Origin of the sequence: Anaerosporobacter mobilis DSM 15930 (assembly GCF_900142955.1) — a bacterium.
GTDB lineage: Bacteria > Bacillota > Clostridia > Lachnospirales > Lachnospiraceae > Anaerosporobacter > Anaerosporobacter mobilis.
Genome location: NZ_FRCP01000010.1, coordinates 74416 through 86415 on the forward strand (window position 1 = coordinate 74416; position 12000 = coordinate 86415).

Consider the following 12000-nt stretch of genomic DNA (forward strand, 5'->3'; position numbering starts at 1 on the left):
AAGGCATTACTCCTTGAAAATACAACTAAAAGAAGATATAATCTAACTAATAAAAGTAGCATTATTAATTAGTATACGTTAGGGGGATAATCATGGAGGGTGTAGAAAGAAGAGAAAAACTAATTTCTATCTTAAAGAATAGAAAAGAAGAGCCGATTTCAGGAACAGAACTTGCTAAACAACTTGGTGTTAGCAGACAGGTCATTGTACAGGATATTGCATTGCTTAGGGCAGTGAATAAGAATATATTATCTACAACAAAGGGATATCTCTTGTATTACCAAGAAGCAAAGAAGGTAAATCGCTGTTTTATGGTGAAACATACCAATAATTTAATTGAGGATGAATTATGTACCATTGTAGATCATGGCGGTAAAGTTTTGGATGTCATTGTAATGCATGATATCTACGGAGAAATTAGGACAGATTTAATTATATCGAATCGTAAAGACGTATATGACTTTGTTAATAAAGTTAATGAAAAGCAGACAGTTCCTTTGAAGGAACTAACAGATGGGACACATCTTCATACAGTAGAAGCAGATAGTGAGAATATCTTAGATGATATAGAGGTTGCATTAAGGGAAAAAGGGTATTTAATCTAAGGATGTAGAACAAGATGCTTAATAGCAATGATAAATGAAATACACATTTATCATTGCTATTTTTTTTATTCTATGATACATTACTTATGATTGACAAGACAGCTGTAACTAAAAAGTTTACACCTGTATTTACATAGGAAAAGGAAAGGGGATCTAGAAGAATGGATAAAATAAAAAAACTCTTGAATCGTATCTTTATTGATGGACTCAGTGGTATGGCACTTGGTTTGTTTGCGACATTAATTGTAGGGACGATCATAAAGCAATTAGGTTCTTTAATTGGCGGTGATATCGGTAATACACTTACGGTGTTAGGAACAGTTGCTTCTGTGCTTACAGGTGCAGGAATTGGATGTGGTGTAGCATATAAATTCAAAGAAAGTCCATTGGTAGTATTGTCAGCAGCGACAGCAGGTATGGTTGGAGCTTATGCAAGTGAAATCCTTAAGGGAACATTAATTGTTGAAGGAGCAGTCAACCTAGCTAAACCAGGAGAGCCACTTGGTGCATTCATTGCTGCATACATAGGTATTGAAGTAGGACATCTGGTATCAGGGAAGACGAAGATAGATATTCTTGTTACACCACTTTGTTCAATTATCTCTGGTAGTGTGGTTGGGTTATTAGTAGGGCCTCCAATCTCCACATTCATGATTGGACTTGGTGATTTAATAGAAATAGGGACTAAGCAACAACCATTTATCATGGGAATTATCGTATCTGTATTAATGGGTATGTTCTTAACTTTACCAATTAGTTCAGCCGCAATTGGGCTTGTACTTGGTCTCAGTGGACTTCCAGCGGGGGCAGCTACAGTTGGTTGTTGCGCTAACATGATTGGCTTTGCCGTTGCAAGTTATCGTGAAAACAAAGTGGGCGGACTTCTTGCACAAGGTGTAGGAACAAGTATGTTACAAGTTCCTAATATCGTTAAAAAGCCAGTAATCTGGTTACCAGCAATTATTGCAAGTGCTATTTTAGGACCATTATCCACCATGGTATTCAAGATGACCAATAATGCAGCAGGTTCTGGAATGGGAACAGCTGGGTTTGTAGGGCAAATCATGACATATCAGACTATGGTAGGGGCAGAAGGCGCAACCATTGTACTAATAAAAATTGCATTAATGCATTTTATCTTACCTGCAATTTTAGTAATATTAATTTCTGAATTTATGAGAAAGAAAGGATATATCAAATTCGGAGATATGAAGTTAGAGGTGTAGATGCAGTAGAGGTAAATACATTTTACGTATAAGACTTGTGAAGCAGTAAATACTGTTTCATAGGTCTTTATTTTTACAATTGACCCCGATATTCTATTTTTCATTGGAAAATAGATTTAACTATAGTATAATTAGTCACAAGAAAACAAAAAGGAGAGTTGCATATGAAGAGAATTGGTTTGTTAACAAGTGGTGGAGATTGTCAAAGCTTAAATGCAACCATGCGAGGTGTTGCAAAATCATTATATGAAGCATATGGATCTGATGAGATTGAGATATATGGTGTATTAGAAGGATATAAGGGATTAATCTATGGAAACTATGAACAAATGAAACCAAAAGACTTCTCTGGAATTCTAACAGAGGGTGGAACAATCATTGGAACTTCAAGACAACCTTTTAAATATATGCGTACTCCTGACGAGAACGGATTAGATAAGGTTAAGGCAATGAAAGACAATTATAAGAAGATGAAATTAGATTGTCTTGTAATCTTAGGTGGTAATGGAACGCATAAAACAGCAAATCTTCTTAAAGAAGAAGGGTTGAATGTAGTAACATTACCTAAGACAATTGATAATGATATCTGGGGAACGGACATTACGTTTGGTTTCCAAAGCGCGGTTAATATTGCAACAGATGCAATTGATTGTATTCATACAACAGCAGCATCTCACCGTAGAGTGTTTATCGTTGAAGTAATGGGACATAAAGTTGGTTGGTTAACCTTACATGCTGGAATTGCTGGAGGTGCGGATGTTATCTTAATACCAGAGATACCATATAATATTGATTCTGTAGTAGCGGCAATAGAGAAAAGAACTGCGGAGGGAAAGAAATTCTCTATTCTTGCAGTTGCAGAGGGAGCAATCTCTGTAGAAGACGCAGCACTTTCTAAGAAAGAGAGAAAAACAAAATATAAGAATTCACCTTACCCTTCTATCTCCTATAAGATTGGTAAAGAGATTGAAGAAAAAACAGGACAAGAGATTCGCATTACAGTACCTGGACATACACAGCGTGGTGGTGGACCATGTCCATTTGACCGCGTAATCTCTACTCGCTTAGGAGCAGCAGCGGCAGAATTAATCAAGAAGGAACAATATGGATATATGGTAGGATTCCGTGATGGAGAGATTATTCCCGTTCCATTAGAAGAAGTAGCTGGTAAACTAAAAATGGTTGATCCAAACGCTTCCATTATCAAAGAGGCAAAGAGCATTGGTATTAACTTTGGAGATTAGTAAGTAATCGTTAATTGCAAAAACAAATTACTTTTGTTATTATAGGATAATAAAGTAATAGAAAAGGATGTGCAGGGTATGGCATATACTGCCCTTTATAGAAAGTTCCGACCAACAGAGTTTGGTGATGTCAAAGGTCAGGATCATATAGTAACAACATTAAGAAACCAAATTAAATCTGACCGTGTGGGACATGCATATTTGTTCTGTGGCACAAGAGGAACTGGTAAGACAACCATAGCTAAGATTTTAGCCAAGGCAGTCAATTGTGAAAACCCAATAGGTGGTAATCCATGCAATGAATGTAGCATGTGTAAGGAAATTAATAATCAGAATTCCATGAACGTAATTGAAATAGATGCTGCTTCTAATAATGGTGTTGACAATATACGTGATATTATTGATGAGGTACAATATTCACCGACAAGGGGACGTTATAAGGTATATATCATCGACGAGGTTCATATGCTTTCAGCAGGAGCATTTAATGCCCTTCTTAAGACATTAGAAGAACCTCCTTCTTACGTTATATTTATCTTAGCGACAACGGAAGTTCACAAGATTCCAGTGACAATATTATCAAGATGTCAGCGTTATGACTTTAAACGAATTACCATTGATATAATCACAGACAGGTTGTATGAGTTATTAGAGAAAGAACAAGTAGAAGCTGAGGAAAAGGCAGTACGTTACATTGCTAAGTCAGCAGACGGAGCACTTCGTGATGCGCTAAGTTTGTTAGATCAATGTATGGCATTTTATTTTGGTGAGAAACTAACCTATGATAATGTGCTTGAGGTACTTGGTGCTGTTGATACACAGGTTTTTTCGACTCTTTTGCGTCATATTATTGATGGTAAGGTTACTGATTGCATAGAGCTTATCGAAAGACTTATCATTGAAGGTAGAGAGCTTGGACAGTTCGTAGTAGACTTCACCTGGTACCTTCGTAATTTGTTATTGGTTAAGACATCGGAGGCAGCAGAAGATATTATTGACATATCATCAGAGAATCTAATAGAATTAAAAGAGAATGCAACGAATATATCAGTAGATACTTTAATGAGATATATTAGGATTTTTTCAGAGCTTTCGAATCAAGTTAAATATGCATCACAAAAACGTGTACTTGTTGAGATAGCAGTCATAAAATTATGTAAACCACAGATGGAAAGAAGTTATGACTCTATACTGGACAGGTTAAATCAAATAGAAAAACAGTTACAAAATGGAGTACAGATTGTAGCAAATGGTGGACCAAACAGCAATATAGTTGCACCGATAGAACAAGAGGAAGATGCTACACCATCAATCTCCATGGAAGACCTGGAGAAAGCAGTATCGGAAGATATTAAACAAGTGGTACAGAATTGGAGAGCAATTATAGGCGGGCTTTCGGGGTCTTTAAAGCCAATGCTGTTGAATGCTAAGCTTAGTATTGGACCAGACAATCAATTAATTCTTATATTTACAGAAGCTGTAGATAAGGATTATGTAGAGAAAGAGGAACGTATAGAAGCAATCGAAGCTTCCATTGCTGAGAAGATTGGTAAGAGAGTCGCTATACGCACGAAGCTTATTGATTCAGGGAATGAGAAGACGAATGAATTTCCTGATTTAACAAAGATATTCAAAAACATTGATATAGAATATGAAAATTAACTACTTAAGAGTATTATAACGGATATGAAGTAGGAATTAAGTAACTAGAATGTAGTAAGTAAATAGGAGGAATATTAATATGGCAAAAAGAGGTGGATTCCCAGGAGCAATGCCTGGTAACATGAACAATCTGATGAAGCAAGCGCAAAAGATGCAAAAACAGATGGAAGAAAAGACAAAGGAAATAGAAACAAAAGAATGGGAAGCTACTGCAGGTGGCGGAGCTGTAACTGTTAAAGTATCAGGTAAAAAAGAAGTTGTATCTGTTAAACTATCAGAGGAAGTTGTTGATCCAGATGATATTGAGATGTTAGAAGATCTTATTGTAGCTGCTACGAATGAAGCATTACGTAAGATGGAAGAAGAATCAGCTCAAGTTATGAACTCAATTGCAGGCGGTCTAGGCGGATTAGGCGGCGGATTCCCATTCTAATAAAGAATTAGAATACTGCATAAAAGGCATGAATGTTTCTTACAAATCGAAACTTTGTGCCTTTTTTATATAGTAGGAAGGTAGCATGGTGTAAACATGGATTATTATAGTAGTCAAATAACAAAATTAATAGAACAATTATCAAGATTACCAGGAATAGGTGGTAAGACAGCACAACGTTTGGCTTTTCATATAATTAATATGCCACAGGATCAAGTAGCAGCATTATCGGCATCTATTACCGAAGCGAAAAATAATGTCAGGTATTGTACAAGCTGTTACACATTAACGGATAAAGAAGTATGCCCAATCTGTGCAAGCGAGAAGAGAAATCATAAACAGATCATGGTGGTAGAGAATACAAGAGATTTAGCGGCATATGAGAAAACCCAAAAATATGACGGGATTTATCACGTATTGCATGGTGCAATCTCTCCAATGCTTGGAATTGGACCATCAGATATTAAGTTGAAGGAGTTAATGCTACGTCTACAAGGGGAGGTAGATGAAGTCATTATAGCAACCAATTCAAGCCTAGAAGGAGAAACTACGGCGATGTATATTAGTAAGTTAATAAAGCCAACCGGAATTAAAGTTAGTAGGATTGCCAGCGGTGTACCAGTAGGTGGAGACTTAGAATATATTGATGAGGTTACACTGCTTCGTGCGTTAGAAGGAAGAACAGAATTATAAAAGTGCATTAAAATGCACAAAAAAAGAAGATGCAAATCCGAGTGCATCTTCTTTTTTTTTGTTAATGAGAGGGGGGGAGTATTTCAAATGTATGAAAATCTCTTGCAAGTATTATTATATCAAGCAGTTGTGACCGGAGTATGGACAAACCATAAAAAGAAAATTAATATAAAAAAATTCATGAGTCAAACATAAAACAAACATAAAAAAGATATTAAGGAAAAATAAACAGCTAAAAAATGCGTCTTTTAGGCAACTAGGACTTCCGTGTCGGCATATACTATTATGAGTATTTTTTGCAAGGAGTAGGTGTATGAAACAGAAAGTATGTAGACTAGGGATACTACTTCTCATTATATTACTGATACCATGTGGCATTACATATCTATTATCAGGTAAAGGTTCTAAATCAAGTGGAACAAAAAACGATTCAATTCGTATTCGTGTAGAAGAAAACGGAGTAGATAAAGAATATTCTCTCGATACATATATTATGATGGCAATGGCAGCAGATATACCAGTAACATATGAGTTAGAGACATTGAAGGCTCAAGCAACGATATTACGTACGTATGTATATGTGGTAGCTAAGAAAAACGAGACCAATTCCCTCAAAGCAGATGATATTGGGTTACAATACAAAGCACTAAATGCAGCCAAAGTTAGCTGGGGAGAGGAGAACGCAGATCAATATGAAAAAAAGTTATTGAAGGCGATCGAAGATACAAACAATATGGTGGTTACATATAATGACGATTTAATTATTCCGCTTTTCCACCCGGTTAGTATTGGAATGACAAGAAGTTCCAAACAAGCAATCGGTGAAGATATTGCATACTTAGCTTCTGTTGAAAGCAAAGGAGATGTACAGAGTACAGACTACATGAAAATCAGTAGTATTCCCAAAGAAACAGTGGTAGAGCAGTTAAAGAAGGTCTATCCAGATTGCAATGTATCAAAAGATTCCCTAGAAGATGACATTGATATTGAGAAACGCGATGAGGATGGATATATTAAATCTATTCAAATAGGAGACGAATCAATAACAGGTGATGAATTTGCAAACTTTTTTGAATTGAATAGTACGAACTTCTATATAGAAACATATGAGGATTCGCTACGATTTATATGTAAAGGTAAGGGGCATGGACTTGGATTAAGTCAATATGGTGCTAATTTTATGGCTTTACAAGGGTATAAATATGATGAAATTCTAGAATATTATTTTACACAAACTCAGGTAGTAGAATATATACAATAAATTAAGAATGCCAATGTATAAAACTTTCATTTCTGGTGAGAATATTGCTAGAGGTGATGAATGTGAGTAAAAAGAATGTTCCAGACTTTCTAAAAGCCAAAGGCTTTTATGTGTCTTTACTTACTGGTATATGTGCATTATGCATTATCTGCGTTGTGTACGTAAGTATGCTTACTAGTAACGATAAAGATAATGTTGTAGATTTGAATGATTCAAACAATCAAACAGAAGATATGGTTAAAGATGGCCAGAATACAGAAGTTGCTGATTCAGATTTAACGAATGAACAAAATGTAGCAGGTATTGATGCAGATGTTCCTTCTGATCTAACAGGAGATGCAGAAATCCAAGATGCAGAAGAAGTAAAAGAGACAGAATCTAATGCAGTTACCACACAAGAACAAGCAGATGCACAAGAAGAGAACAGTGCAGTTGCAACAAGCGGTAAAAGTACCAATTTAACATTTAACGAGGAAAAGGGATTACTCTGGCCAGTTGATGGTAATGTTATCATGAATTATAGTATGAGCAGCGTAATATATTTTCAAACACTAGATCAATATAAGTGTAATCCAGCTATTATTATTCAGGCGGAAGTCGGAGAAGAAGTACTTAATGCTGCAAAAGGAATTGTATCCGATATCTCTTACAATGAAGAGACTGGAAACACTGTCACTGTATCAATTGGTGATGGATACAAAGTAATCTATGGGCAATTAGATGAAAATCTAAACGTTAAAGAAGGTCAAACCGTTTCAGAGGGTACTGCAATCGGTACAATTGCAAAACCAACAAAATACTATGTAAAAGAAGGAACTAATTTATTCTTTGAAGTATTATTAGAGGATGAAACAGTTAATCCAATGTTATTATTACGTTAATAGGAAAAATAAAGTAAGAGGATTATTATACGAAATAAAATCGTATGATAATCCTTTTTCTTTATATGTGCTGTATACCTATTGTTTAGAGTCGTATCGTTTCAGAAGATATGGATAAGCCACTGTGATCCATAATACGAGAAGAAAATAGCGAATCATATCGGCGGGTATTGAAGCTCCAAGAACTACCTTTAGACCTACTTTTAATAACAAAGCAATACCAATACCAATTAAAAACTTAACAATTTGTTTTGAAGGATAAGATGACTTTTCATTAAAATGAATGTATGTCGATTCTATATACCAACCGAGTGAGAAACCTATACCTGCACCAGCCGCTTTACAACAATCTGAAGCATATTTTGAATCAATTACAGAACCTTGTAACAGAATAAGAGAATACACGGCAACTGCTATTGAGATGATACTTAATAGGATTGCAGTAATCTTATAATTCTTGTCAAGTAGTTCAAATCGAGTAATGAGATAATTTGTTCCCAAGGAAAGAAGTAAAGTAAGTCCAAAGGATACAAAGACATCTGCCACGGTGTGTACCCCAAGATACATACGTGATAGCATAACACTGCATATAATGATAAAGCAAATAATTCGATTACGAGTCTTCTTTGTATTCCATGCAAATGTACTATAAAGAGCAGTTGCACACTGTGTATGTCCACTTGGAAAAGAATAGCCCGTTGCAGTTTTAACTGCCTTTTCTACAGGAATAAAAGAAGGATCCTTAATCCAGGGTCTTGGTACTCGAAACGTGATTTTTAGCGTCTGAACTAGTAATCCCGAAGTAAAAAAAGAAAAACAAATTCGATACGCAAGGCGTTTATTATAACACCAATAGAGAAAACAAATAATAGCAAGTACAAGTACTTCTTCTCCAAAGAACGTTAGTAGAAGAAACAAACGATCAAGAAGAGGGGTACGAATAGATTCTAATACCTTTAAAAATTCCATTTGATACCTCCATAGATTTATGAATTATATTTACATATCTAAGCACATATTATTTCAAATTGAGTATACTATTATTATAGCAAAGGAGTCGGTTGAATAAAAGCTTCAATCTGATAATGCGCAATTTCTGTATAGTGCTTCTGCATAATGTGTAATTGTTGAATTGATACATATTGACAACACGCAACCGATTTTATTTACAATGGCTAAGGTAGAGTATTGTCCTGGCCTATAAACGTATTTCTTTGCTATGTTAACGTACGAGATTAGTTGGTTGCTTCAAATATATAGTATAACTGGGCCATCGCATTTGGTGTATTTCTTATGCGTATGGCTCTTTGTTTATTCTAGGGATTAATACCTAGATTTTCTTGATTGAAAAAGAAGAATTCATTTGCTATAGTGTTACTTGTAAATAAATGGAAAGCAGGTAAGGGAATGAAAAAGTTAACAAGGGTGTTATTAATTGTATTGGCATGTGTGGGTATAGCATTACCAGCTGGCAAGGTGTTGGCTACTGAGATGACAGACACAACTGCAAACGGTTCAATTATTGACACGGATACAAATTACGAAGTAACAGAATTTGAAACAAATGAGTTAAATATAACGCTAGAAGAGCCTAACTATAAAAGTTATTATGTAGATGTTCCTAATGGTCAGAGTGTAGTTGTACCCATAACGTTAGATGAAAAAGGTAGACTGTATTACATATACGACTTTAAGAACGAATACCAAGATCAAAAGTCATATTATTTGGATGTGTATACGGATGCAGCATGTACACAGATGGCAGATTACTATAACTATGATACCTATTATGGAGAATTAGACGTTACGAAAACAGGAACGTATTATATCAAGTTCTCGGTAATGGATTCTACTGTGCAACAGGAGACCTTTAATTATTTCAAGTTTAGCTCTTTCTATGTAAATTCTCGTAATGAGACTTTATCTAGTGGGAAACAAGTAGTAACTGCATTTTTAAGCTATGACAAACCAATCTATTATAAAGTAACGGTAAGTAAACCAGGAAGTATTTCCTTCAACATGCAATCTTCTAAAGGTGGTAACGTGATTTTATGCAATAGTAAGAAAAAAGCGATTGCAAGTGAGTGCAAATCAACGGATACGGACCATACTTTTGTGTTCGCAGTATCGAAGGGAACATATTATCTTAAAGTGACCTCACCTTCTTATTTCGCATATGTAATGCAGACGTTCAAAGGAATTACAGATAAGAGCGGACCTAGCAAACAAAAGGCTAAGACTCTAAAAGTAGATGGTGCCATAGTAAATGCCCTAGCATTATCAACTGAGAAGTCTGGTAAAGCAGATTGGTTTAAGTTTACCAACGACAAGAAGAGAAAAACAATTGTAGATGTGGTGGGAATGGTATCTTGTGGTGGATTAAAGATAGACTTTTATGATACCAAGGGAACAAGTTGGGGATCTAGATACTTCTATCCTGCAAATAATGTGGATGGCGGAGTTAGTACTATCTATTACGTCATGGATGGAACGAAAAAACTACCAGAAGGAACATACTATATTAAAGTATCTAAAACATCTGCAAAAACCAATGCTACCTATAGTGTGGGCGTACGCAGTAAGTAGAATAGAAAATTGATACTATTTACTTGAATAGATAGTGTTATAACTATTGATAATTAATGGAAGATTTGCTATATTATATAATATGTTTATATAATTATACAAATATAGCATATTAAATGGAAATTTAGACGTTAAATAGGAGGGAATTAAACAATGATTAGTAAATTTAAAAAAGTTTTGTGTAGTTTATTGTTAGCACTTTCATTAATGGTATCAAGTATTTTGGGACCATTAAATGTTCAAGCAGCGACGATATACGATGAGTCAGATGCAGAGACTGCGGAATTATCAACGGTATTAATAACAACAGGAACAACAGAGGATTTAGAGAAAATTGTTACATATTCAATTGAAACTACTGTAGAAAATGAAGTAGTACCAATTGATATTCCAGCTAAGGGGTATTTGGATTTCTACGTAGCTACAAATATTTCTAGTGAAGTTGCAATATTCACAGATGAAAGTTGTACAAAAAAAGCAGGTTATTCGGTTTATATATCTTCATCTTCAGAACAATTACAAGCAGGCGTATACGGAGAAAATGGAAAGGCATTTTTTCCAGAAGCAGGTACATATTATGTGAAATTTAGTAAGGCAGGAGCATATTTATTTAGTTCTCAAATGTTTAGTGGGGAAAACCGTACCTTAAAAGATAATACATATACAACAGCGTATGGATATAAATATGAGTCATTTAACTATGACAGTAATAACATTTATTACAAGTATACTCCATCAAAGACAGGATATATTTCTATAAGTACAGAATACCTATCTGATTCCGGTTCAAGTTATATAACTCTATGTAACAGTAGTAAAAAGGAAATTTCCGAGGAAGTTTATACGAATACTACTTATTCTTCTGGAAAAGTAGTTTTTGCAGTAAAAAAAGGTGCTACTTACTACATTAAAGTTAAAACTTCATCAGAAAAATATCGTATTAAGAGTAAAATCACAGGGGTCACTGAAAGTAGCGGAACGAAAAAATCCAATGCTAAAACGTTGACTATTGGAAAAGAGAGAAAAGGAATACTTCTTACAGAAGATAAGACTTCGTCAGCCGATTGGTATAAGTTCACGTTATCAAAAGCAACAAAATTAAACCTTACAGTAGCGGGAAATGCCTCATCCGTTGGAATTAAAGTGGAGTTAACAAGTGCCAATATTGGTGGTTCTGTCGACGTAAATATTAGTGGTGCAGATTATAAACGAACAACGTCACTTGAGACATTTACATCTGCGACTCTTCCAAAAGGAACCTATTATATTCGTGTTTACAAAGGTGATAAAAAGGCGTCAGGAAATTATTCAATAAAGGTATCTAAGAGATAGTGGATATAGAAGACAAAAGGAACTAGGCAGATAAGCCTAGTTCCTTTTGCATAGTCAGAATTATATTGACCGTTTAA

Annotated in this window: 11 protein-coding genes; 10 read left to right on the forward strand and 1 reads right to left on the reverse strand. The window is 35.0% G+C overall.

Annotated elements, in window-relative coordinates:
• Nucleotides 1–92 precede the first annotated feature (92 nt).
• The 8 genes from BUB90_RS09895 (at nt 93) to BUB90_RS09930 (ending at nt 8005) form a co-directional block, all read left to right on the forward strand.
• A complete protein-coding gene (locus tag BUB90_RS09895; protein ID WP_073286942.1) occupies nt 93–605 on the forward strand; it encodes a transcription repressor NadR in 513 nt (170 codons plus the stop codon).
• 161 nt (nt 606–766) lie between these two features.
• Nucleotides 767–1831 carry a PTS transporter subunit IIC gene (locus tag BUB90_RS09900; protein ID WP_073286945.1) on the forward strand — a complete coding sequence of 355 codons (1065 nt, stop codon included), beginning with the start codon at nt 767–769 and terminating at the stop codon, nt 1829–1831.
• A gap of 164 nt (nt 1832–1995) precedes the next feature.
• Nucleotides 1996–3075, forward strand: coding sequence for a 6-phosphofructokinase (locus tag BUB90_RS09905; RefSeq protein ID WP_073286948.1), 1080 nt, complete (start codon nt 1996–1998; stop codon nt 3073–3075).
• 78 nt (nt 3076–3153) lie between these two features.
• Nucleotides 3154–4737, forward strand: coding sequence for a DNA polymerase III subunit gamma/tau (gene dnaX / locus BUB90_RS09910; protein ID WP_073286952.1), 1584 nt, complete (start codon nt 3154–3156; stop codon nt 4735–4737).
• Between the two features lie 79 nt (nt 4738–4816).
• Complete coding sequence (locus BUB90_RS09915) at nt 4817–5170, forward strand: YbaB/EbfC family nucleoid-associated protein (protein ID WP_073286955.1); 354 nt, start codon at nt 4817–4819, stop codon at nt 5168–5170.
• Between the two features lie 96 nt (nt 5171–5266).
• The gene (gene recR, locus BUB90_RS09920; RefSeq protein ID WP_073286958.1) at nt 5267–5863 is read left to right on the forward strand and encodes a recombination mediator RecR; all 597 of its coding nucleotides are present in this window, start codon (nt 5267–5269) and stop codon (nt 5861–5863) included.
• A 313-nt stretch (nt 5864–6176) separates the two neighbouring features.
• The gene (locus tag BUB90_RS09925) at nt 6177–7124 is read left to right on the forward strand and encodes a SpoIID/LytB domain-containing protein (RefSeq protein ID WP_073286961.1); all 948 of its coding nucleotides are present in this window, start codon (nt 6177–6179) and stop codon (nt 7122–7124) included.
• Nucleotides 7125–7186: 62 nt separating this feature from the next.
• Entirely contained in the window at nt 7187–8005 is an 819-nt protein-coding gene (locus tag BUB90_RS09930; RefSeq protein WP_073286964.1) for a M23 family metallopeptidase, read from the forward strand.
• Nucleotides 8006–8083: 78 nt separating this feature from the next.
• Here BUB90_RS09930 and BUB90_RS09935 read toward each other — a convergent pair whose 3' ends face one another.
• On the reverse strand, nt 8084–8974 hold the full coding sequence (locus tag BUB90_RS09935; protein ID WP_073286968.1) for a phosphatase PAP2 family protein: 891 nt from the start codon (nt 8972–8974) through the stop codon (nt 8084–8086).
• A 438-nt stretch (nt 8975–9412) separates the two neighbouring features.
• Between BUB90_RS09935 and BUB90_RS09940 the strand changes: the two genes are divergently transcribed.
• Nucleotides 9413–10591, forward strand: coding sequence for a hypothetical protein (locus BUB90_RS09940; protein ID WP_139241740.1), 1179 nt, complete (start codon nt 9413–9415; stop codon nt 10589–10591).
• Between the two features lie 153 nt (nt 10592–10744).
• A complete protein-coding gene (locus BUB90_RS09945; RefSeq protein ID WP_073286973.1) occupies nt 10745–11923 on the forward strand; it encodes a PPC domain-containing protein in 1179 nt (392 codons plus the stop codon).
• Nucleotides 11924–12000 lie beyond the last annotated feature (77 nt).

What these genes read in the sequence shown, in the direction of transcription:
- BUB90_RS09895 (WP_073286942.1), top strand. Translation starts at nt 93, where the DNA reads ATGGAGGGTGTAGAAAGAAGAGAAAAACTAATTTCTATCTTAAAGAAT.
- BUB90_RS09915 (WP_073286955.1), top strand. Translation starts at nt 4,817, where the DNA reads ATGGCAAAAAGAGGTGGATTCCCAGGAGCAATGCCTGGTAACATGAAC.
- BUB90_RS09925 (WP_073286961.1), top strand. Translation starts at nt 6,177, where the DNA reads ATGAAACAGAAAGTATGTAGACTAGGGATACTACTTCTCATTATATTA.
- recR (WP_073286958.1), top strand. Translation starts at nt 5,267, where the DNA reads ATGGATTATTATAGTAGTCAAATAACAAAATTAATAGAACAATTATCA.
- BUB90_RS09945 (WP_073286973.1), top strand. Translation starts at nt 10,745, where the DNA reads ATGATTAGTAAATTTAAAAAAGTTTTGTGTAGTTTATTGTTAGCACTT.
- dnaX (WP_073286952.1), top strand. Translation starts at nt 3,154, where the DNA reads ATGGCATATACTGCCCTTTATAGAAAGTTCCGACCAACAGAGTTTGGT.
- BUB90_RS09940 (WP_139241740.1), top strand. Translation starts at nt 9,413, where the DNA reads ATGAAAAAGTTAACAAGGGTGTTATTAATTGTATTGGCATGTGTGGGT.
- BUB90_RS09905 (WP_073286948.1), top strand. Translation starts at nt 1,996, where the DNA reads ATGAAGAGAATTGGTTTGTTAACAAGTGGTGGAGATTGTCAAAGCTTA.
- BUB90_RS09935 (WP_073286968.1), bottom strand. Translation starts at nt 8,974, where the DNA reads ATGGAATTTTTAAAGGTATTAGAATCTATTCGTACCCCTCTTCTTGAT.
- BUB90_RS09900 (WP_073286945.1), top strand. Translation starts at nt 767, where the DNA reads ATGGATAAAATAAAAAAACTCTTGAATCGTATCTTTATTGATGGACTC.